At 64.0% G+C, this 23,686-nt stretch carries 28 protein-coding genes and 1 tRNA gene; 13 read left to right on the top strand and 16 right to left on the bottom strand.

What is annotated here, in order from left to right:
* Nucleotides 1-75: 75 nt before the first annotated feature.
* The 3 genes from BM348_RS13500 to BM348_RS13490 all read right to left on the bottom strand — a co-directional run bounded on the left by BM348_RS13500 (nucleotide 76) and on the right by BM348_RS13490 (nucleotide 1,845).
* Nucleotides 76-1,269 (bottom strand): threonine synthase, encoded by a 1,194-nt coding sequence (locus BM348_RS13500; protein ID WP_092905328.1) that lies wholly within the window; start codon nucleotides 1,267-1,269, stop codon nucleotides 76-78.
* Nucleotides 1,270-1,444: 175 nt separating this feature from the next.
* Nucleotides 1,445-1,621: a 50S ribosomal protein L37e gene (locus BM348_RS13495; RefSeq protein WP_092905326.1), complete on the bottom strand. Its 177-nt coding sequence runs from the start codon at nucleotides 1,619-1,621 to the stop codon at nucleotides 1,445-1,447.
* Nucleotides 1,618-1,845, bottom strand: coding sequence for an LSM domain-containing protein (locus BM348_RS13490; protein WP_050049854.1), 228 nt, complete (start codon nucleotides 1,843-1,845; stop codon nucleotides 1,618-1,620). Before BM348_RS13490 ends, BM348_RS13495 begins: the two co-directional genes overlap by 4 nt.
* A gap of 295 nt (nucleotides 1,846-2,140) precedes the next feature.
* Between BM348_RS13490 and BM348_RS13485 the strand changes: the two genes are divergently transcribed.
* The 3 genes from BM348_RS13485 (at nucleotide 2,141) to BM348_RS13475 (ending at nucleotide 3,908) form a co-directional block, all read left to right on the top strand.
* Complete coding sequence (locus BM348_RS13485; RefSeq protein WP_092905324.1) at nucleotides 2,141-2,440, top strand: hypothetical protein; 300 nt, start codon at nucleotides 2,141-2,143, stop codon at nucleotides 2,438-2,440.
* A 74-nt stretch (nucleotides 2,441-2,514) separates the two neighbouring features.
* Entirely contained in the window at nucleotides 2,515-3,471 is a 957-nt protein-coding gene (locus tag BM348_RS13480; RefSeq protein WP_092905322.1) for a zinc-dependent metalloprotease, read from the top strand.
* A gap of 101 nt (nucleotides 3,472-3,572) precedes the next feature.
* Nucleotides 3,573-3,908 carry a DUF7344 domain-containing protein gene (locus BM348_RS13475; RefSeq protein ID WP_092905320.1) on the top strand — a complete coding sequence of 112 codons (336 nt, stop codon included), beginning with the start codon at nucleotides 3,573-3,575 and terminating at the stop codon, nucleotides 3,906-3,908.
* 64 nt (nucleotides 3,909-3,972) lie between these two features.
* Here BM348_RS13475 and BM348_RS13470 read toward each other — a convergent pair whose 3' ends face one another.
* The 3 genes from BM348_RS13470 to BM348_RS13460 all read right to left on the bottom strand — a co-directional run bounded on the left by BM348_RS13470 (nucleotide 3,973) and on the right by BM348_RS13460 (nucleotide 5,266).
* Complete coding sequence (locus BM348_RS13470; protein WP_245779450.1) at nucleotides 3,973-4,137, bottom strand: hypothetical protein; 165 nt, start codon at nucleotides 4,135-4,137, stop codon at nucleotides 3,973-3,975.
* Between the two features lie 32 nt (nucleotides 4,138-4,169).
* Complete coding sequence (locus tag BM348_RS13465) at nucleotides 4,170-4,556, bottom strand: nuclear transport factor 2 family protein (protein ID WP_092905316.1); 387 nt, start codon at nucleotides 4,554-4,556, stop codon at nucleotides 4,170-4,172.
* A gap of 158 nt (nucleotides 4,557-4,714) precedes the next feature.
* Nucleotides 4,715-5,266, bottom strand: coding sequence for a hypothetical protein (locus BM348_RS13460; RefSeq protein ID WP_092905314.1), 552 nt, complete (start codon nucleotides 5,264-5,266; stop codon nucleotides 4,715-4,717).
* 124 nt (nucleotides 5,267-5,390) lie between these two features.
* Between BM348_RS13460 and BM348_RS13455 the strand changes: the two genes are divergently transcribed.
* Nucleotides 5,391-5,636, top strand: coding sequence for a hypothetical protein (locus BM348_RS13455; protein WP_092905312.1), 246 nt, complete (start codon nucleotides 5,391-5,393; stop codon nucleotides 5,634-5,636).
* A gap of 12 nt (nucleotides 5,637-5,648) precedes the next feature.
* Here BM348_RS13455 and BM348_RS21410 read toward each other — a convergent pair whose 3' ends face one another.
* Together BM348_RS21410 and BM348_RS13450 are read right to left on the bottom strand one after the other, a co-directional pair.
* The gene (locus BM348_RS21410) at nucleotides 5,649-5,813 is read right to left on the bottom strand and encodes a hypothetical protein (RefSeq protein ID WP_175507184.1); all 165 of its coding nucleotides are present in this window, start codon (nucleotides 5,811-5,813) and stop codon (nucleotides 5,649-5,651) included.
* Between the two features lie 189 nt (nucleotides 5,814-6,002).
* The gene (locus tag BM348_RS13450; protein WP_092905310.1) at nucleotides 6,003-8,414 is read right to left on the bottom strand and encodes an MEDS domain-containing protein; all 2,412 of its coding nucleotides are present in this window, start codon (nucleotides 8,412-8,414) and stop codon (nucleotides 6,003-6,005) included.
* A 310-nt stretch (nucleotides 8,415-8,724) separates the two neighbouring features.
* Between BM348_RS13450 and BM348_RS13440 the strand changes: the two genes are divergently transcribed.
* Both BM348_RS13440 and BM348_RS13435 read left to right on the top strand, forming a co-directional pair.
* Entirely contained in the window at nucleotides 8,725-9,705 is a 981-nt protein-coding gene (locus BM348_RS13440; RefSeq protein WP_092905306.1) for a tyrosine--tRNA ligase, read from the top strand.
* Between the two features lie 404 nt (nucleotides 9,706-10,109).
* The gene (locus BM348_RS13435; RefSeq protein WP_092905304.1) at nucleotides 10,110-11,255 is read left to right on the top strand and encodes a M24 family metallopeptidase; all 1,146 of its coding nucleotides are present in this window, start codon (nucleotides 10,110-10,112) and stop codon (nucleotides 11,253-11,255) included.
* A 110-nt stretch (nucleotides 11,256-11,365) separates the two neighbouring features.
* Here BM348_RS13435 and BM348_RS13430 read toward each other — a convergent pair whose 3' ends face one another.
* The 6 genes from BM348_RS13430 to BM348_RS13405 form a co-directional block, all read right to left on the bottom strand.
* A complete protein-coding gene (locus BM348_RS13430; RefSeq protein ID WP_092905303.1) occupies nucleotides 11,366-11,944 on the bottom strand; it encodes a helix-turn-helix domain-containing protein in 579 nt (192 codons plus the stop codon).
* A gap of 89 nt (nucleotides 11,945-12,033) precedes the next feature.
* Nucleotides 12,034-13,116, bottom strand: coding sequence for a glutamate--cysteine ligase (locus BM348_RS13425; RefSeq protein WP_092905301.1), 1,083 nt, complete (start codon nucleotides 13,114-13,116; stop codon nucleotides 12,034-12,036).
* A gap of 89 nt (nucleotides 13,117-13,205) precedes the next feature.
* A complete protein-coding gene (locus BM348_RS13420; RefSeq protein WP_092905300.1) occupies nucleotides 13,206-13,847 on the bottom strand; it encodes a fibrillarin-like rRNA/tRNA 2'-O-methyltransferase in 642 nt (213 codons plus the stop codon).
* Entirely contained in the window at nucleotides 13,840-14,748 is a 909-nt protein-coding gene (locus tag BM348_RS13415; RefSeq protein ID WP_092905298.1) for an NOP5/NOP56 family protein, read from the bottom strand. The genes BM348_RS13420 and BM348_RS13415 overlap by 8 nt, the downstream gene beginning before the upstream one ends.
* A 171-nt stretch (nucleotides 14,749-14,919) precedes the next feature.
* On the bottom strand, nucleotides 14,920-16,047 hold the full coding sequence (locus BM348_RS13410; RefSeq protein ID WP_092905296.1) for a DUF63 family protein: 1,128 nt from the start codon (nucleotides 16,045-16,047) through the stop codon (nucleotides 14,920-14,922).
* 196 nt (nucleotides 16,048-16,243) lie between these two features.
* Nucleotides 16,244-17,047, bottom strand: coding sequence for an inositol monophosphatase family protein (locus tag BM348_RS13405; protein ID WP_092905295.1), 804 nt, complete (start codon nucleotides 17,045-17,047; stop codon nucleotides 16,244-16,246).
* Between the two features lie 131 nt (nucleotides 17,048-17,178).
* On the opposite strand from BM348_RS13405, the gene BM348_RS13400 reads away from it, so the two are divergent.
* Nucleotides 17,179-17,946, top strand: a complete 768-nt coding sequence (locus BM348_RS13400; RefSeq protein WP_092905293.1) for an SDR family NAD(P)-dependent oxidoreductase — start codon at nucleotides 17,179-17,181, stop codon at nucleotides 17,944-17,946.
* 169 nt (nucleotides 17,947-18,115) lie between these two features.
* On the opposite strand, the gene BM348_RS13395 is transcribed toward BM348_RS13400, so the two are convergent.
* A tRNA-Leu gene (locus tag BM348_RS13395) sits at nucleotides 18,116-18,198 on the bottom strand.
* 123 nt (nucleotides 18,199-18,321) lie between these two features.
* Complete coding sequence (locus BM348_RS21405; RefSeq protein ID WP_175507183.1) at nucleotides 18,322-18,477, bottom strand: hypothetical protein; 156 nt, start codon at nucleotides 18,475-18,477, stop codon at nucleotides 18,322-18,324.
* A gap of 155 nt (nucleotides 18,478-18,632) precedes the next feature.
* Between BM348_RS21405 and BM348_RS13390 the strand changes: the two genes are divergently transcribed.
* From BM348_RS13390 to BM348_RS13365, 6 genes are all read left to right on the top strand, one after another.
* Nucleotides 18,633-19,115: a DUF309 domain-containing protein gene (locus BM348_RS13390; protein ID WP_092905291.1), complete on the top strand. Its 483-nt coding sequence runs from the start codon at nucleotides 18,633-18,635 to the stop codon at nucleotides 19,113-19,115.
* A gap of 134 nt (nucleotides 19,116-19,249) precedes the next feature.
* Nucleotides 19,250-20,047, top strand: coding sequence for a succinylglutamate desuccinylase/aspartoacylase domain-containing protein (locus tag BM348_RS13385; RefSeq protein WP_092905290.1), 798 nt, complete (start codon nucleotides 19,250-19,252; stop codon nucleotides 20,045-20,047).
* 94 nt (nucleotides 20,048-20,141) lie between these two features.
* Complete coding sequence (locus tag BM348_RS13380; RefSeq protein ID WP_092905288.1) at nucleotides 20,142-21,455, top strand: PQQ-dependent sugar dehydrogenase; 1,314 nt, start codon at nucleotides 20,142-20,144, stop codon at nucleotides 21,453-21,455.
* 169 nt (nucleotides 21,456-21,624) lie between these two features.
* Nucleotides 21,625-22,341 carry an alpha/beta fold hydrolase gene (locus tag BM348_RS13375; protein WP_092905286.1) on the top strand — a complete coding sequence of 239 codons (717 nt, stop codon included), beginning with the start codon at nucleotides 21,625-21,627 and terminating at the stop codon, nucleotides 22,339-22,341.
* A 148-nt stretch (nucleotides 22,342-22,489) separates the two neighbouring features.
* A complete protein-coding gene (locus BM348_RS13370) occupies nucleotides 22,490-22,834 on the top strand; it encodes a glutaredoxin family protein (RefSeq protein ID WP_092905284.1) in 345 nt (114 codons plus the stop codon).
* 123 nt (nucleotides 22,835-22,957) lie between these two features.
* Entirely contained in the window at nucleotides 22,958-23,539 is a 582-nt protein-coding gene (locus BM348_RS13365; protein ID WP_092905282.1) for a DUF7110 family protein, read from the top strand.
* The last annotated feature ends 147 nt before the right edge of the window (nucleotides 23,540-23,686 follow it).

Raw genomic sequence — 23,686 nt, 5'->3', positions numbered from 1 at the left:
TATGTCTCCTCTTGATTCGCCGGTCAAGCGACCACTAAGGGTTCCGCTACCGGTGCTCGAAATCGACTACGGGCCTCAGATCCCGTGGCCCATCAGGTGACTGCGCAACACGTCGGCTTCCTTGTTCCCGGTGCCGGTGTTCAGGATCACGATCGTTTCGTCGCCGTCGAACTCTCCGTTCTCCGCCAGTTCCCACGCCCCGCTCGCGGCGGCGGCGCAGGTGGGTGCCATCTCGAGCCCCTCCCCTTTCGCCACCGCGATCGCGGCCTCTAAGATGTCGTCGTCGTCGGTAGCGACCGCGCCGCCGTCGGTCTCTCTGAGCGCCTCGAGAATCCACGGGCTCGCGCCGGGATCGGGGATCTCGATCCCGCCGCAGATCGTGTCCGGGTGTTCGACGGGTTCGTGCTCGTCGCGTCCCGCCTCGAAGGCTTCGACGATGGGCGCACAGCCCTCGGCCTGTGCGGCGTAGAGTTTCGGCAGTTCGTCGGTAATTCCGAGGCGCTCGAACTCTTGGGCGGCTTTGTACATCCCCACGAGCCCGACCCCGCCGCCGGTCGGGTAGACGATCGCGTCGGGGATATCCCACTCGAGCTGTTCGACGATCTCGTAGAACATCGTCTTCTTTCCCTCGTGGCGGTACGGCGTCGAGAACGTCTGCAGGGAGTACCAGTCATCGTTCTCCGCGAGCGCCTCCTCGAAGGCGGTGCCGGCGTCGCCGATTCGCCCCCCGACGACGTTCATCTCGCCGCCGTGGACGTTGATCATCGCCTTGTTCGTGAAACTCGAGCGGGAGGGAACGAAGACCTCCGAGTCGAGGTCGGCCCGTCCGGCGTAGGCCGCCCCGGCCTGGCCCGCGTTGCCCGCGGACGCCAGCGCGACGGTGTCGGCTCCGTGCTGCGTTGCGGCCGTCACCGCGACGGTCTGGCCCCGATCCTTGAACGTCCCCGTCGGGTTCCGACCCTCGTCTTTAACCAGCACGCGACCGACGCCCAACTCCTCGGCCAGCTTTTCGCACTCGACCAGCGGCGTCGTCCCCTCGTCCATCGTCACCGCCGAGTCTCGGGCGAACGGGAGGAGTTCCTCGTAGCGCCACAGCGAGTCGAACGGCCGCGACTCGATCGAGTCGCGATCGAGGTCGATCGCCCCGTACTCGTAGGTCGGGTTGAGAATCCCCCCGCAGTCCGGGCACTCGTGGGTCGCGTCCTCGGCGTCGAAGGTCGCCCCGCAGTCGATACACTCGAGGCCGCGGAAGGCGTCTGTCGTCTCCATACCGTCCGGTTCGTCGCCCAGAACTAAGGACTGTCCATTAGCGGTGGTCGCCCCGCTCGAGCGACTCACTGGGTACAAAACGGGACCGACATACCGATTACGAAGCGGTCAATCGAATCGAAAACCGCAGATAGTAGACGGCAGACGGTACCAGCAGACGCGAATATCCGCAGAATCAGTTGTCGCCGGTCTTCGACTGCCACTCGTAGTCGCGTCGTTTGGCGGACTTGCCAAAGCCACACGAGGAGCACTTGCCCTTCTTGACGTGGTACGATTTCTCGCCACAGCGTCGACACTTGACGTGTGTCGTCTTGTTCTTCTTTCCTTGGCTCGGGGTTCCTGCGCCAGTCATGGAGTGATCGAAACGACGTTATCGCCGCGTATAATGGTTGTGTCTTCGCCCGGCGCGTCGTCCGTGAGTTCGTCTTCGACGGGAATCGAGACGTCCTCCAAGACGAGGTTCATGTGTTGGTCGTAACCCGTGAGGTCGCCGACGTACTCGTCGCCGCTTTTCAATCGGACGGTGACCCGTTCGTCGAGTGACGCCTCGAGGACGTCCAGCGGTCGTCCACTCATACGAAAGAGCGCAAGTGATGAACACTTAATCGTACCGGTCGTCTCCGATACGGGTCAAATACCACGAAAACGCCAATCTCGTTCTCTGAGACGCTATAATTCCGACGAATGAATAGTAGCAAATCTTCGATACCTACCCCGAGACGAGTAGCGCTGGCCGACAGAGAGGAGCGAGAAGACGCGACCGACTCGACGGGATCGCCCGTTTGAAGCCGTCGGTGGTCTCTCCCACTCACCGAAAACACTCGTTCGACCCAGCACAACGGCTAAGTGGACGCCCGTGGACTGGTTCCGTATGGGAAAGAAATTCACCCTCATCGAGTTGCATCTGGACGGCGACACGCAACTGGGTCCGAAAACGATCAACGACGCGCTCCCCTTCGGCGAGACCGCCGAGGCTGACGACGTCGAATCCGATGACCGCGACGACGAGGCGGCGGCCGACGACGACTCGAGCGGGAAAGGGGCACTCGGCGTCCTCGTCGGACTCGCCCTCCTGGTCGGCATCGGCGTCGCGATGAAGAAGTTCCGTGGCGAGGACGACGAGGAAGAAGAGTTCGAGCAACGAGACGAACCGGACGTCATCGTCAACTAGCCGTACTCGCCGCCGAGGACACGCAGCCAGCAACCGAGCCGAACGCTTTTGCGTCCGCTTGTTCTACTCACTCTATGAACCTCTATCGCAGCGCTCGAGCGGTTGCGGGCGCGTCGGGGGACGACGCGGTCGATTGGCGCTCCGCCGCCGAGGCCGCCAAGGCCGCGACCGATGCCGGGTCGCTCGAGCTGGCCCCGGGTGAGCGCGAGGCCTACGCTCGAGACGTTCGCGAAGCGCGAGCGGGGATTCGAGAGGTCTCGGGGGCAACGTTCGACGTTCCCGACACCATCGAGATCCAGAACCGCCATCACTGGATCGACGCCAACGTCGCGACCTTTGAGCGGGTGATGGCACCAATCGAGAGCCACACCGAGGCGTTCCCGGGCGTCGCTCGCACGATCAACACGGGAACGATGACAGTCCTGCTGTCCTTTCTCGGTCGAAACGTTCTGGGCCAGTACGATCCGCTGTTGCTCGCCGACCGGCCCACGGACGATCACGCGCTCTACTTCGTCAGACCCAACATTCTCAACGCGGCCGCGGCCCTCGAGGTCGATCCGAATCGGTTCCGGCGCTGGATCGCGTTCCACGAGGTGACACACGCCGCCGAGTTTGGGGCCGCGCCGTGGCTCTCCGATCACCTCGAGCGTCGGATGGAACGGGGGATCGACTCGCTCGCCGACGGGAGCTTCGACAAGGCGACGTTCCGCGAGCTAGACGCCGCGATGACCGTCGTCGAGGGCTACGCCGAGTTGCTGATGGACCACGCGTTCGACGACGAATACGCGGACCTTCGGCGAAAGCTAGACGCGCGGCGACAGGGTCGGGGTCCACTCCAGCGGCTGTTCCGTCGACTGCTCGGGCTGGGACTCAAACAACGCCAGTACGAACGCGGGAAGAACTTCTTCGAACACGTCGTTCGAATTCGCGACCTCGAGACGGCGAGTCGGGTGTGGGAACAGCCCGAAGCCCTGCCGAGTCACGACGAACTCGACGCGCCGGAAACGTGGGTTCGACGCATCGAACGCTAGGTGCTCGTCGTCCGCGCCATCGGACCGTTCTTTTTCGCTGATACTCAGGCGGGCTGATGACTAACACGCCAGCTATATCGATCGGATACCACTAGGTAGCAATGGTTTCGCTCGATACCGTCTTCGACCTGCTGGGAGACGAACGGCGCCGTCACGTCCTCTATCACCTGAAAGATAGCGGGGGCGAGGTTTCGGTCGAGGAACTGTTAGACGTCGTCGCCGCCTGGGAGACGAACACGCCGCCCCCCGAGATACCCGAGGAGTTCCTCGCCGAACTCGAACTCGAGTTACAGCACGTCCACCTTCCGAAGGCGAGCACCGTCGAGTTCATCGAGTACGATCCGGCCGAGCAAACCGTGAAAATCCGCGGCGCGCCGTCAGAATTTAACACGGTCGTGACGGTCGCCCGTCTGATCGAACGCCCGACCGAGGAGTGATCGACGTTCGTTCATCGACTCTCTTCTGTGGTCGGGACAGTGGCCAGTTCGGTTCCCCCGGTTCTCAGCTGGTAATCCAGCGAATGTACCAGAGCAGGCTGGCCCCCACCACCAGTCCGGCCAGCACCGAGAGTGCGACGACGAGCACCGTCCCGCCCCCGAAAAGCGCCATCAGACCGCTCGAGAGGGAGACGAGCGCGACGAACCCGGCTTGTAGCCGAGCGCTCACCGACCGTCCGCTCCGGGGGACGTTCCGTCGGCTCACAGCTGGTGTGGCGCGCTGACGTGCATCGCTCGGAACCGCCAGTCCGCGCCAGCGTCCCCGTCTCGTCGCTCGAGCGTCCCGCTCCAGCGCGTCTCGAATCGCCACCGCTCCCCGCTCTGCGTGTCCGTCCACGCCAACGTCACCTCGTCGGCGACGGTCGCGTACGCGCCGTGGTCCGTCGCGACGAGGTTATGGCTGTCGACGGTCCAGTCGGCGGTCGTCTCGGTCTGTTCGGCCAGCGCGTCGGCGACCGCGTCGTAGCCGAACAGCGACTCGCTCACGCCGAATTTTGTCGTCGACGGCGCCTCGAGAAAGTACGACTCCAACTGCCCGCCTCGACGCAGCGTCTCGTAGTACTCGCGAACCGTGTCCTCGACGGTCATACGTAGCGACTGGGGACCGGCGTACAAAGCCTCACCGGCGAGCGGCCAACGGGTCGCCAGCGAAGCAGTTAGTGGGCCACCACCGAGGGGGTTGGCGGCTCCCAGCGGACGGTTAGCGGGTCACCACCGAGACGGTTAGCAGGCCGCCAGCGATGTGCTCACATGAACCCGCGGTCGACCTCGTCCGCCTCGATGAGGTCGTCGAGTTCCTCGCTCAGGAGCTTCTCCGCTTCGTCGAAGCGGTCCGCGAGGCTGTCGAGTTCGTCCGGCCGGTCGTACTGATCGTACGCCATCGGCCCGAAGGCCGGACTCTCGAGGGCGTCCATCACGTCGTCGAAGAAGTCCTCCGGCGTCGTCGGGGCGTCTGCGTGGGTCTCGACGACCGTCTCGAGTCGGTTTGCGACCGATTCGGCGTGGTCTTCGTCCTCGGGCGGAGACTGGACTGCAAACCGGCCGCCGCTCTCGCGTTCGGGCAGGAAAGACCCGATTTCGTCGTCGAGACTGCGAGCGACCCGCGTCCCGACGCCGTGGACCTCGAAGGGATTCTTGGCGTAGGTCTTCAGAAAGAATACGCCCGCGCTGGGATGGGCGAGGTACATGTCTTCTCCGACGCCACCGGCCCGGTCGCCGGCGACCGCCCGCCAGCCCTCCGGGTCGGCGTCGTGGTCGGTGACGTCCTCGAGCACGTCCTTGAACTCTCGGATCCGCATAGTCCCCCTTGGGAAGCGGGGAGAAAGAACGTATCGGTCCGGCGCGTCGGCGAGTAGCGACCGACGAACGGACCAAAAAGAATACGATACCGCATCCCTCAGAACGGATAGCTTCGCTCGCACTATGGCACTGCCCGACATTCAACGGTTCACCGAACTCTTTCACGAATCGCCGATCGAAAGTTCGCTCGTCTCGATCGCGCCGCTGCTCCTCGCGCTCGGCCAGCTGGGTAATAGTTACGTCAACGACGTCTCGCCGGCGATCGCCGTCGGCTTCACGGTCGCGATGGTCGTCTTCGCCGTCGTCGCGACCGGCCATCACGCCGCCGCTCACCGGCTCCGAACCCTCGAGTCGACACGCACGCAGTAGGCGGGCCCACGGTCATCCTCGGTCGGAGTCTGACACGATGGCGCTCGCTTCTCGCGATTCGTAGGCGTCGTATCCCGACAGACAAGCGACGACCAGCCCGGAGCCGGCAGTACTCCGGAACGAACCGCCGCTCGGCTCGAGGAACGTCGCTCCGACGAACAGCCAGAGCCCGATCACCGCAACGGCGACGCTTGCGAACCCGGCGGGCCGCCATCCGTCGCTCGCGTCCGGCGGGCCGTCGGCTCGCGACGTTTCGCTCGTGGGGGACCGGTCGATGGGGTGTCTATCGTTTACGGTGTCGATCGGCTCGAGTGGCGTTAATTCGCCCTCTCGCAGTTACTCGGTGACGAATCCTCCCATCCCCCTCTATCGGGCGTCCGCCGCCCGTAGCGAAAACGAGAACGTCGACCCCTCGCCGGGTTCGGAGTCGACCCAGATGTCCCCGCCGTGGCGTTCGACGATCCGCTCGCAGATCGCGAGGCCGATACCGGTTCCCTCGTACTCTCTCCGGCTGTGGAGTCGATCGAAGACGTCGAACACCCGGGCGGTGTCGTCCGAGTCGATGCCGATCCCGTCGTCGCTGACAGAGACGATCACCTCCCCGCCGCGTCGCTCGCTCGAGACGCGAATGCGGGGCGATCCCTCGCCGCTGTACTTGATCGCATTGGTGAACAGGTTCTGCAGGACCTGTCGCAACTGGCTCTGATCTCCGATGACGCAGGGGAGCGCATCGACGGTGATCTCCGCGTCCTGCTCGTCGATACGGATACTGATACTCTCGCGAACGTCCGCGACGACGTCGTCTAACTCGACCGGTTCGAAGTTGTTCCCGTGGGTCTCGACGCGGGAGTAGGTGAGCAACGCCTCGATCATCTTCCGCATGCGCTCTGCGCCGTCGACGGCGAACTCGAGGAACTCTCGTCCGGTGTCGTCGAGTTCGTCGCCGTACTGACTGTCGATGAGTTCGAGGTAACTCGAGATCATGCGCAGCGGTTCCTGCAGGTCGTGTGAGGCCGCGTACGCGAACTGCTCGAGTCGTTCGTTCGATTCTCTCAGAGCCTCTTCGCGGTGTTTCTGTTGTAGTTCGTACTTGACCCACTGGCCCATCAGGTGGTGGAACGTCCGTTCCGCCGGGGAAAACTCGCGCGAGCGTTCCTCGCTCGAGACGAAAAAGAACGTGCGGTTCTGACACTCCTCGAGTTCGATTCGCGTCCCGAGGTAGGTCTCGATACCGTACTCCTCGTAGGCCGCTATCCCTTCGAATCCGTCACCGGCCGGATCGGTGATACTGACAGTTTCCCGACCGCTGGCGATTGTCTGACAGTAGGCTTCCGAAAGCGGGACCGTTCGATCGGTGAGAACGGTCTCGGCGGGGTCGCTCGTCAGTTCGATCTCGAGTTCGTTGCTGGATTCGTCGATCCGCGCGATGCAACCGGCCTCGAGGTCGAAGCGCTCACAGCCGAGCGCGAAAATCGCGTCCAGTTTCTCCTCGAACGTGCGATCGGTGTCGGCGGCAATCTCGTACAACGTCCGCTGGTGTCGCTCGCGTTCTTCTTGCTGAAGTTCGTATCTGACCCACTGGCTCAGCAGTCGATGGAACGCTCGCTCGTCGTCGGTAAATCCCTCCGGCCTCGAGTCGCTGGCGGCGAAAAAGAACGTCCGATCACTCGCGGCTTCGAACGGCAGATGGGTTCCGATGTACGTCGAGAGCTCACATTCCTGATGGGCCGTCGTCTCGCCGATGTCGGCGACCGATGGCTCGGTGACGGTCGCGACGTCGGGGCCGTCGATCACCGCGGGACAGAACGTCTCCGAAAGCGGGAGCTCGAGACCCGGTTCGAACGTCTCGCAAGGAGCGTTCGTGTGCTCTAGTTCGAACGAGTTCTCGTCCGGGTCGACGCGAGCCAACCCGCCGAAATCGAGATCGAACCGCTCGCAGCCGAGTTCGAACACCGACTGGAGCTTTTCCTCGAAGCTCTGGCTCCCGTCGGCCATAATCTCGTTTTGTCGCTGCAGGGACCGGCGGCGCTCTTTCAGTTCGTTTTTCGTCGTCGATCGGTCGTGGAGCGTCTCCAGCATCCGATCGACGGTGTTTTCCGTACTCTCCGCGCCGAAGAACTCCTCGGGCGGCGTGTAGTAGAAATTCTGGCAGATGGTCTGGTTCTGAACGACGTACGGATGCGTCTCGATGATATCCTGAATCAGTTCCGCCGAGAGCCGCTCGCGGTCGTACTGACAGAGCGCGATAGCGTCTGCGCAGGGAGTCAACTGATCGAGCTTGGTTTCGTACTCGATGAGATCTTCGAGACCGACCGCAGCGTCGAGCATCCACGTCATCTCCCCGGTTACTCGAAAGCCCTCGTACGCGTCGGCGGCATCGGCTATCTCCGTCGAAAGCCGCGATAGCATTTGGTCGGGGTCGAAGTCGCCGTTTCGGAGGTACGTATTCTCGACCGTATCGATCGTCAACGCGCCGGACTCGAGGGCCGCTTCCGTGTCGATTCCTGCACGTTCCATCACCGATTTGATCTCCGCCCTGTCGTGTTCGTCCACGATGTACAGACACCGCTCGCCCCGTTCGAGCCCCTGTCGAACGAACGGGATCGCGGTCTGGAGCTGTTCGTCCCTCGAGTCGTAGACGAGCGCGAGGTGATCGTTCGACTCGTGATGTCTCGAGGATTCGACCGGGCCTCGAAAGTCGGGGCTCGTCTGAAGAGATTCGACGCCGCGATGGGCTCCCGACTCGTCTGACTTCGTGTTGTGTTTGGTTTTGCTCATGATCACTATCGTGTCCTGCCTCGGGGAATCTCCGGAGTACGTATCAGGTGGTCACAACGAGATCAGCGAGAGCGACGGGACGGCGGGTCGCAACGACTCAGCAGTGGGCGACGGATTCGGTCTGGTCCCCGAAGGGGAAATCGTATACTACGAAGTCAACGGACGAATACCTAAAAGTCCGGGGTGAGTTGTGCGAGTTCTGCCCAGTGACACGCCCAGGATGTACCGGGGCGCTTTGCGCCTGGGAAGACCCCCAGAATCGGTGGCACCGTTCAAGAACGCATAAATCCCTGCCGCGGTTGGTCCACCTATGGACGCGTATGAGCTGATTATGCGAAACGCCGAGGAGGTCGTCACCGACGAGGAGGTACGGGAACTCGCCGCCGATCCGGCGGGCAAGCGCGCCTACGTCGGCTACGAACCCTCGGGAGTCTTGCATCTCGGGCATCTTCTAACCGCGAACAAGCTGATCGATTTGCAGGATGCCGGCCTCGAGGTCGTCGTCTTGCTCGCGGACGTCCACGCCTACCTGAACGGCAAGGGGACCTTCGAGGAGATCCGCGAGACCGCAGAGCAGATGAAAGCCCAGTTCATCGCCTATGGGCTCGACGAGGACTCGGCGGAGTTCGTCTACGGCTCCGAGTTCCAACTCGACGAGGAGTACACGCTCGATCTCCATACACTCGAACTCGAGACGACGCTGAACCGCGCCCAGCGCGCGATGGCCGAAATTCAGGGCGGCGACACCGCGAAGGTGAGCCACGTCGTCTACCCGCTGATGCAGACCCTGGACATCGAGTACCTCGATCTGGACCTCGCTGTGGGCGGGATCGACCAGCGCAAGGTCCACATGCTCGCGCGCGAGGAGCTGCCCGAACTGGGATACGACGTTCGCCCCGCGTTGCACACGCCGATCGTCGCCGACCTCACGACCGGCGAGGGGAAGATGTCCTCGAGCGACGGCGTCACCATCTCGATGGAGGACTCGACCGAGGAACTCGAGGAGAAGGTAAATTCCGCGTTCTGTCCGCCGACCGCGGATCCCGAGGGCGACCTCGAGAACCCGGTCCTCGAACTGTTCGAGTACCACGTCTTCCCGCGCTTTAGCGAAATCGTCGTCGAGCGCCCCGACGAGTACGGGGGGAACATCAGCTACGAACGGTACGAGGCGCTCGAGGCAGACCTCGAGTCGGGCGAACTCCACCCCGCGGACGCGAAGGGGACCCTCGCGAGCTACCTCGACGAGCTGATCGAACCGGGCCGCCAGAAGCTTCGGGAGATTCGCTCCTGAGGATGTTCGGGACGGACGACTAGTTGCAGTGGACCGGGACTGATTTTCGCGAACTCCAGACCGAGATATCCATCCACGGTGGCGCGCGCCCGATCGCGGTTCGGAACCGCGATCGGAAGCCGTGCGAGGGATGAGGGAACGAGCATGCGAGTGACCGAATCGGTTGGGGAGTGCGGGATCCGAACGTAGTGAGGATCTCGAAATGTGAACGGGGAACGTAGTGACCCGTGAGCGGTGTGGAAATCAGTGTTGCCAGCATAAGTCAGATATTGTCATCCTGAGTCAGACACGCGAAAGCCATGGCGTTCTTAGCAAAATTAATCCCCTCCATCGAGCCCTATTCTCGAGACCGGAAAAAGAAGCGGCTTCGTCGCATTCAAGAGCCAGCCACGCAAGCACCCGGCATGGAAAAACTCGAGCGACTCGAGGACTATCTCGAGGATCGCGACCTCGACTCGATCTGGTTCGCCCGGCCGAACTCCTTCGCCTGGCTCACGGGCGGTTCGAACGTCGTCGATCGATCGGCCGACGCCGGCGTCGCGGCGATCGGCTACGACGGCGACGAACTGACGCTGCTCGCCGACAACATCGAAGCCGACCGGATCCTTACCGAGGAGTGTCCCGATCTCGAACAAACACCCGAAATCGAGCGGTTCCCGTGGTACGAAACGGACCTCGCGGACGCACTCGCCGAATACGCCGGCGAAAACGCCGCAGCCGATATCGACCTCCCGTGGTTCGAACGCGTCGACTCGAGCGCGCTTCGCCAACCCCTTACCGAGCAGGACCGAGAGCGATACCGCGACCTCGGCGCGGAAACCGCCGCCGCCGTCGAATCGGTGTGTCACGAACTACAGAGCGAGGACACCGAACACGAGGTCGCCTCGGCGCTGCGAGTCGCGCTCTCGGCTCGAGAGATCGAAGCCCCAGTGGTGCTCGTCGGCGGCTCCGAGCGTGCCCCGACGTATCGCCACTACACGCCCAAACGCGAGCAACTGGGCGACTACGCGCTCGTCTCGGTGACCGCGGAGCGAGACGGACTGCACGCGAGTTGTACCCGAACCGTCGCGTTCGATCCGCCCGAGTGGCTCGAGGGGCGCCACGAGGCCGCGACTCGCGTCGAGACAACGGCCCTCGCGGCCACGCGGGAGTGTGCCACCTCGAGCGTGTATTCGGTGGAAACAGACTCGAGCGAGACGAAAACCTCAGCCGCAGCAGGTGCCGCTGGCGACGTCTTCGAAGCAATTCAGCACGCCTACGACGCGGTCGGCTGGGACGGCGAGTGGCAGAACCACCATCAGGGCGGTGCGGCCGGATTCGCTGGCCGGGAGTGGATCGCCACGCCGGACCTCGAGGCGGCCGTCCGGACGCCGATGGCATACGCCTGGAATCCGACGGTTCAGGGGGCAAAGAGCGAGGGGACTGTCCTCGTCACAGACGACGGGTTCGAACCGCTGACGACCACCGGCCAGTGGCCGACGGTGACCGCTCGAGCGGTCGACCGAGACCTCGAACTCGAGCGTCCGGGGATTCTCGGAATCCACGACTGAGAGGGGCGACAGCCGATCGCGAACGCTGATACCTACGACACTCCATCTGGCGAAAGAACGTTGAGCGGTGGTCTCGCTCGAGTTCAGCCTGCTACTTTGAGAACGAGCAGTCAGTCGCTACTCGAACGCGACGCTGAATCGTCGTCGGGTTCTGTCTCGTCGTCGGATTCCCCCTCGGAACTCTCGTCGTCGACCGTGATCGTGACCGGATCGACGTCTCCGTCGCCCTCGAGTTCCGTCGCCCGGTCTCGATCGAGCAGTCTGTCGAGCGTGAAGATGGTGTTTAGCTCCTGTTGGACCTGATCGACGACGCCGCCGACGAGTTCGCTCGGCTGAATCGCCGTGTACTCGTATGGGTTGTTTCCCGCGCCCTCGCTGGCGCGTTTTTCACGGATGACGCGGTCTTCCTCGTGCAGTTCCGCGAGCGCCTCGCGGACGGTGCTCGGGTAGAGGCCGGTCCCCTTCGCGACCTCCTCGGACGTGCTCCCGGCGTTGGCCAGCAAGTAAACGTAGATCTTCGCCCGCGTCTCCGTATCGAGGATCCACGAGAGGAGATCGACGATCCGCTGGTCGACCTCGTCAGCAGCCGTTTCGCGCGGCCGGTCGCCAGACCCGCCGGGGCCCGTCGCCCCCTCGCTGCGATCGTCCGAATCGTCTGGCTGGTGGCCGTCGATCTCGTCCGAAGCCATGTCTCTCCGTTGAGTTAAGTCATCCGTACTGTTAAAGGTTTGCTGACGGCCGCCTGAACGGTGAACGCGCGCGATTCCACTCGATTCCGTTACGCTGCCTCGAGGAACAACGAGTCACAGAGCGCGTCCTCGCCGCGAGTCTGTCGCAGCCGTCGCTGGGACTCGGCGCCGCTCGGGGCCTCGTAGACGGCTTTGATTCCGTCGATTCCGAGCCGTTCGCACTCGCGGTCGACGACTTCTCCCAGTCCGATCGTTCCCTCGAGGTCGCGGTCGATGAACGTCGCGTCGTGGCCGTAGCGGATCGCCCGCCACTTGTTCTCGTCTAAGAGTTCGCGTCGGTGTCTTCGGCCCGGCGTTCCGTCCTCGTACTCCTCGGCGAGCGCTTCGACCAGTGCGTGGGCGTACTCGACGAACGCGAGGACGACGTTCGGATCGGCCTGCCCGTCGGGCGTTCGGATCTCGACGGTCCCGTGTTCGGTGTGCGGGCGGACGTCGTACCAGAGTTCGCCCCGGTCGCGGATCGAGTCCGTCTCGAGCATCCGCCGCTCGAAGGTGTCGAAGGCCTCGTAGTCCTCGAAGTGGGTCGGCATCCCCGTGTTCGGCAGGGCTTCGAAAATCTTCGCCCGAGCCGACTCGAGGCCAGTGTCGAACCCGCACCAGTACGGCGAGTTCGCAGAGAGCGCGAGCATGATCGGGACGTACCACCGGAGTTCGTTCGCGATCCAGACCGCCTTGTCGGCGTCGTCGACGCCGACGTGTACGTGGACGCCCGCAGTTGTGTTGCGGTGCTGTGGGTACTGGATCCGGTCGAGCTGGGACTGGTACCGCGGCTTCTCGGCGTGCTCGAGTTCGCGCCACTTCGCGAGCGGGTGCAGCCCCGCGGCGGCGATCCGGTAGCCGTGGGCCTCGGCGTGCTCGACCAGCGCCCGCCGGATCTCGAGGAGCGCCTCTCGCGCGTCTTCGGGGCGCTCGATCAGCGGCGTCTGGGTTTCGATGACGAACTTGAACAGTTCGTGATCGAGTCGCCCCTCGAGCACTTCGGGCGGGTCGTGTTCGTAGACGAGTTCGTCCGTCCCGCTCGTGGGCCGTCCGTCGGCGTCGACGACGAAACATTCCTCTTCGATGCCCAGTGTGCCCATCCGTGTGAACGATTCCGAGGACCCGCGTTCCATCGTCTGTGGGTTTACTCCGCGGCGGTAAATACGGTTTGGACTCGACCGCATCGGTCGGCAGGACGGTGGGAGATAGCTTTCGAACGCGGTCACTTCGGCCGTGCGACGACTGCGAGGTGGTCGGTGTGATAATCGTCTACCCGCTGGCTCTCGATGAGTTCGTACCCCATCTCGTCTTCCGTCAGTTCGTCTCGAGCGTTCGCGAAGACGTTCGCCGGCTCCCGCGTCACGTCTTCGCTTCGCGCTTTGATCGCGAGCAACAGGCGGCCGTCGTCGGCCAGAAATCTTCGATTTTCGAGCGCGACGCGTGCTTGCCCGCGAGTTGCGACGTCCTGTACGATCGCGTCGACGCCGGACTCGACGACGTGGGCGTACGTGTCCGGCTTGCGAGCGTCTTTCAACAGCGGAAACAGGTTCGGTCGCGACTCGGCGGCCGAGAGGAGTTCGCGGGCGGGTCGGGGAGCGAACTCCACCGCGTAGGTCGGCCCCGCGAAGTCGGCGACGTGGCTCACCGTCGTTCCACTCGCCGCGCCGAGATACAACACCGTCTCGCCGCCCTCGAGGCCGTGGTCCATCCCGAGTTCGATCATCGCGCCGAGTTTCGACCGATGGGGGTCCCACGCGCGCCACTCGCCGTCGGTCGGTTCCCCGTAGACCGGCGACCCTCGAGTGGTGAGTCGGTCCTCGCCGTCGATCTGCCGTCGCTGGATGCCGTTTGGGAGTTTACTCATCCATCTCCCCTCCGTTCGTTCCCTCGACTGCATCGCTATCGCCGTTCCCACCGTCGTACTCGTCGCCGGTGCGAGCGCGAATCGTCTCGAGTCGCTCGGTCAGTTCGGCCTCGAGGTCGGGCCGGTACTCGCCCGAGTAGTGATCGACGCGCGCGGCGATGGAGAGCTTCCCCGCCAGGGCGCGCGCCGCGGAGCCGCGATTCTCCGGGGCCGTTCCGCGAACGCCGTCGTGCATGTAGATGATCCCGTGTTTCGGCGAGGGAGCGTGCCCGCGGAGGTGCGCGAACAGCGCGTCTTCGGCACCCAGCACCTGCACGGTCCCGCTCGGTTTCTTCGCCAGCGACTCGAGGCCGCCGGCAAGCGAGACGAGCCTCGCCCCGAGTACGGGCCCGGCCAGCGCGGCCAGATTCGGCGCGACGGTCGGCATCGTCTGCTCGACGTACGCACGCAGCCGCTCGGCTTCCGCCTCGAGGTCGACTACCTGTTCGGCCAGCGAGACGACGGCGGTCTCGCCCGGCTCGGGCTCGGTGGCCGCGAGGTCTCGCGCGTACTCGATCCCCGAGCCGGCGTCGGGATCGAGCGTGCCGCCCCACTCCGCGACCCGCTCTGCGAGTTCGTTCGCGGTCCGCTGGCAGTCGTCCATCGCTCGGATCGCGTGGATCAACTGGCTGTCGTCGGCCCGCTCGCGCTCGGTGACGGCCGCTCGAGTCGCGGTCATCGTTGCCCGGTGGAGACGGTCGTAGTAGGCGTCTTCGTCTTCGACCACGCCTTCGTCGACGGCGCTATCGGGCCAGGAGTCCGGTTCGTCGGCGCTGCCGTCGCGTATCGCGGCGACGAGCGCGTCGTCGTCCGCGTCGGGGTCGGCCGCGAGGGCGGCGAACCATCCCGATGATTCAGTCATGCTCGTCCGTTTCCGCCGCGCGCGATTAAAGGCCCCGCTCGGTCGGTCGTGCCGCTCGCCGTCGGTTCACACGGCCGTTCGTCGTTCGGCGAACGGAATGAGAACGGCGCTCGAGTCGATTCAAACGACGATCGGCAAACGAGGACGGGGGCGAGAGAACAGTGCCAGAGTTCAGACGCCGAACGTCGCTCTGATCATGTCTCGCGTTCCGGGACCGAGCCCGACCGCGACGACGGTGATCATGAGCAGTATCGCGTAGCGCGGGCTGTCTTCGAACACCGTCTCGTCGAAGATCCAGATGACGAAGACGGCGGCGGCGAGTTTCACGAGCAAGAACGGCCACGCGTCGCCCGTCACCGCGAGGATGTTTTCGGGGAGGACGGAGCCGGTCGTATTGACGATCCATCGGTTTATCGGATGTTTCGGGATGAGATTGTAATCGTGACCGAAGACGGTCGCCCAGTCGAGGCCGATGACGTTCGCGACGCCGTCGACGGCGTGGGCCCAGATGACGACGATTCCCATGTACTCCGTTCCGCGGTTAATACCGGGTGCGAACCGCTGTATCAACAGCCACGTTATCGCCGTCGCGATCGTCGCGCCGCCAAGGGTAGCGACCAACAGGCCGGGGTAGAACTCCACGTACGACTCCGTCACCGCGAGGTAGCCCAGATAGCCGAGCGAGGACGCGAGCGCGAGCGTTCCGATTCCCGCGAGCGGGTACTCGTAGCCCGAGACGTAGTCGTTGCGCTCGAGCCAGACCGAGACGACGACGGCGAAGAGCGTGAAGAAAAAGACGGTGAAGTAGATGAGCGGGCTGATCAGGATGCCGTTCCAGGGCATCTGGATGGGGAGCTCACCGGTCGCGGTGTAGGCCGCGACGTTCGCGTCCTCGACGACTCGAAGCACGCCGCCGAACAGGAAGAACGGGAACAGGCCGTAAAAGCCCGCGCGGTACCGGTCGATGTCAAGCCAGTCGACGATGAAGATGATCCCGACTAACAGGATGACGAGCGTCGGGATGTAGCCCGCGTACGACTGGAAGGTGTACCCCGGCGAAGCGGTCGGCCCGGCGGCGTTCGGCGCGGTCGCACACTCGACCGGATTCCCACCGGCCCACGTAACGCAGTCCCAGCCGTGGGCGTCGGCGACCACCGGTCCCCAGAAGTACTGCCAGATGATATCGACGTACACTCGCTGCGGAAAGAGGATCGCCCCAAGCGTGATCGCTGACGCGAGGAGTGCGACGGTCGCGGCCCAGACCCGTACCGGACCGTACCGTTCGATGAGGTCGTCCATGACCGATATCCGTTGCGGGGACCGCTTACAGTTTCCGGTTTCGTGGACGGATAGAAGCCGGGCAACTCGTGCCCGGGCTCTCGCCACGAAGTCCCGTCCTCGGTCGCTTCTGTCGAATTTTAGCCGTCAATTACTTGATCGAAGGGGGACCGCCGATCGCTCGAGTCGGCCCGACCACCGACGGTCGGGTCGACTCTCAGTCGTCGATCGCCTGCGCGGCCTCGAGCAGTTCTTCGTGGATTGCGCCGTTCGAGGCCACCAACCCGACGCTGTCGTGGCGCCAGCGCTCGCCATCGAGGTCCGTGACGGTGCCGCCGGCCTCCCGGATCATCGCGACGCCGGCGACGGTGTCCCAGGAATTAGTCGGGAGATTCGTCACCGTGCCGTCGAGACCGCCGCAGGCGACCGTCGCGAGGGTGGCCTGGGCGCTGCCGAAGCGTCGCATGTCGCCGAACCGCTCGACGACTTCGCGGGTAGCGGCGGCGTACTGATCGCGCTGGTCGAACCCCCACCAGAACGTCGGGGAGACGGTCGCAGCTTCGGGATCCGCGGTCTCGCTGACCGAGATCCCGCGGTCGTTCCGGTAGACCCCCGACGGCCCGGCCCGGTAGGTATCCCCCAGTGCGGGAAGGTCGATCGCCCCGGCGACCGGTTCGCCGTCGATCACCGCCGCGACTGCGGTGCCGAAGATCCGCAGGCCGCGAACGTAGTTGCTCGTCCCGTCGATCGGATCGACGATCCAGGCCGGCCCCGATTCGGGGACCTCCTTGAGCGCGCCTTCCTCCTCGCCGACGATCGGATCGTCTGGGAACTCCCCTCGAATCGCTTCGATGACGGCGTCCTGTGCGTCGCGGTCCGCCTGCGTGACGACGTCGGTCTTCTCGCCTTTGGTCTCGACGTCGAGCGTCGTGCGAAACGACTCCTCGGCGACCGAAGCGCCTGCTCTCGCCGCGCGAAGCGCACACGCCGCCCGCTCGTCGGCTCGCTCGAGTTCGTCCATCGGACGAATCTCGGACGCCGAAGCGAAAAGGTGTGGTGGTTCGACGACCCGAGAAGCCCAATTCCGCGAGGAAATCGGCTCGCAGCAATCAAGATGCCCGATCGAGTACGTGAGAACGGTCGAAACTAGCCATGACAGACGCGTTCGATCTCGAGGGCCGAGTCGCAGTCGTAACGGGCGGTGGACGCGGTATCGGGCGAGCGATCGCACTCGAGTTGGCGGCGGCCGGCGCGGCGGTCGTCCCGACGGCGCGAACGAGCGAGGAGGTCGAGGCGGTCGCCGCGGAAATCGAAGACGACGGTGGGACGGCGGAAGCCGGCGTGGCCGACGTGACCGACGGCGATGCGGTCGCGGCGGTGATAGAGCGCGCGGAGGCCGAGTTCGGCGGGATCGATATCGTCGTCAACAACGCCGGATTCAACCCGGACGACGCGCTCGGACGACCGGAAGAGGTGTCGACCGAGAGCCTCGAAAACGTCCTCGCGGTCAACCTCGAGGGGGCCTTCGAGGTGACGACCGCCGCGGCGCAGTCGCTGCTTGAGAGCAACGGTGGCGCGGTGATCAACGTCGCGAGCGTCGGCGGTCTCGTCGGGCTCCCCCGCCAGCATCCCTACGTCGCCTCGAAACACGGCCTCGTCGGGCTCACCAAGAGCATCGCGCTCGACTGGGCACCCGAGGTCAGGGTCAACGCCGTCGCGCCGGGCTACGTCTCGACAGAGCTGACCGAGGACCTCGAGGCGAACGAACGGCTCCGACAGTCGATACTCGATCGGACGCCGCTCGAGCGCTTTGCCGCGCCGGAGGAGATCGCGGGCCCGGTCGTCTTTCTGGCGAGCGACGCCGCCAGCTACGTGACCGGCGAGTGTCTGGCGGCCGACGGCGGCTGGACCGCGCGCTGAGAGACGTCTCGACGGTCCTCGAGTGGCGACAGGACGATCCGGCGGAGGTGGAGCCGTCGCTCGCTCGAGTTTGGTTTCAGGAGTAAGTTGCGAGGGAAGATCGCTTCGTGTTGATCTTCCGCATCGTGGCCGGTCGCTATCGCGTGTGAGCGAAAGCGCCGTGCTGTGATGCGAGGGGAGGGAATTGAACCCACGAACGTCTACACGAACGGATCTTGAGTCCGTCGCCGTTGACCGCTTGGCTACCCTCGCACACACGCAGGCGTTCGCTCCGGGGCGGTTAAAACGTCCCGATTTCTCTCTCGAGGGTGTTCTCGAGTGAACGCACTCCTACCCGCCGAAAATTGCCGAGAAACAAGCGATACGTCCGGACGGTCAGTTCGTCGAAACGGCGGCCTCCGCGGACCGGGAATCGCCGTCGAAAACCGACTCGTCGTAGCGCGCGCCGCAGTTCCCGCACCTGTACCCGCCGTCGATATGTTCGTAGAGACGCTCACCACAGTCCTCGCACCGTCCGTACGGCTGTTTCATTAGCTGAAACTTTCGAAGGATCACGGATAAAGACTCTGGCCGTTTTCGAATTCGGATCCGAGCGCTCGAGAGTCTGGGTCCGGCTGTGTTCGAACTGAACGAGCCGATTCGGCGGCGACCCGAACCGATATTCCGCTGGCCGGGCTGGTATCTCCATGGACGAGCACACGAACGATCCGACCGTCGACCCGCCCGATGGAGATCCCGCGGGCTGGCTCGCCGACCGCGAGCGCTGGGAACACGCCACGCTCCGTCGAGCCACGGTCCACGGCGTTCGATTGTTCAACGCAGGCGAGTACCACCGCAGTCACGATTGCTTCGAGGACGAGTGGTACAACTACGGCCGCGGGCGCACCGAGAGTGCGTTCCTCCACGGGATGGTCCAGGTCGCCGCCGGAGCCTACAAACGCGTCGACTTTCGGGACGACGGCGGCATGCGATCGCTGTTTCGAACGGCCCTCGAGTACCTTCGCGGCGTCCCCGGCGATTACTACGGCGTCGACGTCCTCGACGTTCGGACCGCCCTGACGAACGCGCTCGAGTCGCCCGACCGGATCGACGGCTGGCGGATTCGCCTCGACGGCGAGTACCCGACGGCTCGAGAGATCGACCGCGCGTACGCGGACGGCCTCGAGTGATCGAGTCGGGGCTCGCTCGTTCGTGTTCGACGGCGCGAAACGACGCTGGATGGACGCGCGTTTCTCCATGGCACCCCGCCCCGAAGTCGTTCGTAATCGAACTGCCTTTGAGGCTGACGAACCTATAGCTGGTAATGAGAGTTGCACAGATTGGGTCAGGAACGCCGGAGATAGCGATTCTCGCCGGCGTTCACGGCGACGAGCCCTGCGGCGTTCGAGCCGTCGAGCGGTTGCTCGAACAGCGGCCGTCCGTCGAGCGGCCCGTCAAACTCGTCGTCGCGAACGAGCGAGCCCTAGAGAAACAGGTTCGGTACGTCGACGAGGACCTCAACCGCGCGTTTCCCGGCGACCCGAACGCCGAGACGCACGAAGGGCAGTTAGCGGCGAAACTCACGGATGAACTCGAGGGGTGTCTCACCTTCTCGATGCACTCGACCCAGAGCCACAGCGAACCGTTCGCCATCGTCAAGGCCGTAACCGACACTGCGAGAAAGCTCTGTCCGCAACTTCCCGTGGCGGCGATGGTGGAGACGGGGAACTTCTCGGAGGGGCGACTGTTCACCGAGATCGACACGATCGAAGTCGAGTGCGGACTGCAGGGGAGCGAAACGGCCGCAGAAAACGCCTACAGTCTCACGCGGGCGTTTCTGACCGCGACCGGCGCGCTGCCGGGGGATACGGTGAGCCGCGAGCTGCCCATCTACCGGCTCGTCGACTGCATCTGGAAGGACCAGGCCGACACTTACGAGGTGTTCGTCGACAACTTCACTCGAGTCGAGAAAGGCGATTCCTTCGCCGCCGCGGACGGCGACGAGCAGGTTGCAGACGAGCCGTTCTATCCCGTGTTGATGTCGGCCAACGGCTACCGCGACGTGTTCGGGTACACCGCGGAGAAACTCGACGTGCTCTCCTCGTCCGCGACCGCGGACTGACGCGGTCGAACCGTCTCGATTTCTCTCGTTAGTAGACCGAGCCGGCTCACCGCCGACCAAAGCACAGTCGTGTCTCCGCGTCGTTCTCGTTCGTATGGATCGTCCGTCACGACGACGCGTCCTGCAGACGGCCGGTACGGTCTCGATTCTGGCCGCAGGGTGTCTTCGAGGGAGGACCCAGACGGAGCTCGCTGAACCGGGAGACGCGCCCGGCTACGAGTGGTCCGAACCGGACTGGGAGCCCGCCGGGGGCGTCCCCGCAGAAGCCGACGTCGAACCGACGACGGTCGTTTCCGGCCTCGAGATCCCGTGGGATCTCACGTTCGCCGGAGCCGACGCGTTCCTCACCGAACGAGACGGCGGCGTCCGGCGCTTCGATGGCGCTGCGATGCGCGAGGAGACGGAACTCGAGCCGTCGGTTGGCGAGACGATCCTCGCGGCCGAGGACCTGCCGGATCGATCGGCCCCGGGCGAAGGCGGAACGCTCGGCGTCGCGGCCCATCCTTCCTATCCCGACGAGCCGTCGTTGTTCGTCTACTACACCGTCGACGCCGGCGAGATCGAGAACCGCGTCGTCCGGTACGACCTCGAGCGAGAGGACCTCTCGCCGGTCGTCGAGGAAATTCCGGGAGCGGCGATTCACAACGGCGGACGCATCGAGTTCGGTCCCGACGGCAATCTCTGGGTGACGACGGGCGACGCGGAAACGCCGTCGCAGACGCAGGATTCGGAATCGCTCGCGGGGGCGATCCTTCGCGTTACGCCCAACGGCGACGCCGCGCCGGGGAATCCCGACTTCGGTGACGGAAGCGATCCCCGGACGTACTCGCTCGGTCATCGAAACCCGCAGGGAATCGATTTCGGACCCGACGGAACGGCGTTCGCGGCCGAACACGGACCGACCAGCCGGGACGAGGTTTCTATCGTCGATCCCGGCGGGAACTACGGGTGGGACGTCGTTCGCGGCGGCCCGGACGATCCGGAGTACGGCGCTTACGGCGAGTACGACCGGGTTACGCCGCCCCTCCTCAACACGGGTCCCGAAACGACCTGGGCACCCTCGGGGATCACGTTCGCCGACGGAGACGCGATCCCGAACTGGCAGAATCGGCTGTTCGCCTGCGGCCTCGCTTCGCAAACGCTGTACGCGGTCACCCTCACCGTGTCCCGCGAATCCTCGAGCGCTGGCGACGGCGGTGACGGGATCGTGTACGACCAGTCCTGGCTCGACGATCGGCTGACTGCGATCGCACACCCCCTCTTCGAGGGAGAGTACGGCCGTCTCCGACACATCGAACAGGGACCCGACGGTGCGTTGTACCTCCTCACGTCGAACCGGGACGGTCGAGCGGGTGGCGAGTTCCCGCGAGCGGCCGACGACCGGATCGTCCGCCTCGAGCAGTCGTGAAATGATTCTTCGAACGACAATTGCGCACGTTCTATATCTAATTCTGATACAACTTGTTCTGGGATAACGTCTCTCCCGTCGGAATTTTCTATCATGGTAATACTTTTGATACACCTGTTGGATTTCCCCGTATGGAGAACGTAATGCCAGCTGTTTCCGGTGATCGGTTATGAGTACGTTCGTTCTAGTTCACGGAGCATGGCACGGCGCTTGGGCCTGGTACAAGGTCGTACCGAAACTCGAGGAAGCCGGTCACGATGTCGTCACGATCGATCTTCCTGCACACGGAACCGACACGACTCCGGTCGAGGAAGTCACTCTCGAGAGCCACGTCGAACGCGTCGGAGAGGTGCTCGAAGCCCAAGATAACCCGTCGATTCTGGTCGGACACAGTATGGCGGGCGTGATAATTACGCAAACGGCCGAGTACTACGCCGACAAGATTGATACGCTCGTCTACCTCACAGCGTTCCTTCCCGAACGCGGCAACTCGCTCATCGATTACTCGAAATCGGACGAGGAATCGGTAGTGACGCAGAACCTCGTCATCGACGAGGACGCCGGGGAGACTCGTGTCCCAGACGATGCAACTCGAGAGGCATTCTACGGCGACTGCTCGGAAGCCGACGTGGAACTCGCTCAATCACTGCTTCGGCCCGAACCCTTGGCGGGAATGGTCACCCCGGTGGAAACTACCCCGGACGAGTTCGGGAGTGTCCCGCGGGTCTACCTGCGCTGCAAACAGGATCGGGCGATCACGCCCGGGGCCCAACGGAAGATGCTTGAGGAGCTCCCCTGTGATGAAGTCTATGCACTCGATACGAGCCACTCGCCCTTTTTCTCGGCCCCGGAAACGCTCGTCGAGAAGTTACTCACTGTGGTCTAACCGCCGCCGAATCGACTTTGCATGTGTAGATTCGCTTCGACGAAGACTGTATCGCTTCAGTGGAAATCGTATTTTCCGACAGATATCGGGCCAGTGAATGCAGGAGAATGACGCAAGGCCTATCTGACACACTCCCGTATGGGTAGACATGGACTTCCCACCGAACCAGGGCCTCGATCAGGACGAAGTCGACGAACACGTCGAAGAAACCCTCGAAGCGAACGAGGTCGTCTTGTTCATGAAGGGAACCGAACTGATGCCCCAGTGTGGGTACTCCCGGAACGCGCTGGGTCTGATCAGCGAGCACCGCGAGGAGTTCGAAACCGTGGACGTGCTCGACTCGCTCGCGGAGTATCGCGCGGCGCTCGAAGAACACAGCGGCTGGGAGACGATCCCGCAGACGTACGTTGACGGCGAGTTCGTCGGCGGCTCGGACATCCTCTCGGAACTCGAGGAGCGAGGCGAACTCGCCGAGACGCTCAACGCGGCCTGAGCGCGTTTCGATCCGATCGAACCGAGATTGGTACGGGCTCGACGTGTCCGTATATAACAGCAGGTCATATATGGCACGCTCCCGTATTACAACCAACGACTGTCGCCGGCACACCTTCCCACCATGTCAACAGAGGATTCAAGACACGTATATCGGCTCCACTCGACGCTCGAATTGCCACTCGAAGACCTTCGCGACCATCTGGACGAGGCCACCTACCCGGATGGCGTGACCGATGTCGAACTCACGCGTCGGAACAACACGCTCATACTCAAGGCCGTCTCCGAAGACGAATCGGTCAGCAAGTACACGCCCGCGGCACAGCTCAAAGCGAGCGTAACGGAGAACAGGGTCTACGAGGAAGACCCCGAGGAGCGGCGAAACTCCTTCCGCTGGGACGAAGAGGACGAAGAGGAGATCGAGTCCGAACTCGTCGAGTTCGCCGCGTTCAAAGGCGACCGGGAGACGGTTCTCCAGAACTCCCTGTTGCAGTACGAGATGTTCCTCGTGCTCTGTGACATCGCACAGGCCGCCGAGAAGGGAACGCTGACGGCGATCTCCGAACACGACGGCGACCTCGAGGCGACCCGGATCGTCGACGGCGAACCCCGACCGGCGGACGTCGAAGTCGTCGAGGGACCGGGCGACCGCAAGGCCGCCCAGACGGGCGTCAACTGGCGCGACAACAAGTTCATCAGCGACTGACTTTTCGGGCCGACTCGTTGCTGACGGCACTGCTCTGTGGCCGATCCGACGTTCGGCGAGCGATCGCTCTCTGACTCCCGAATTCTCTCAGGTCTCTTCTCCTCGAGCAGCCGCCACCTCCCCTCGAGGGAGGCGAATTCGGCGACG

This window comes from Halostagnicola kamekurae, from assembly GCF_900116205.1.
Taxonomy (GTDB): Archaea; Halobacteriota; Halobacteria; order Halobacteriales; family Natrialbaceae; genus Halostagnicola; species Halostagnicola kamekurae.
The sequence above is the reverse complement of the archived record's forward strand: the minus strand, read 5'-3'. Positions and strand labels throughout refer to the sequence as shown.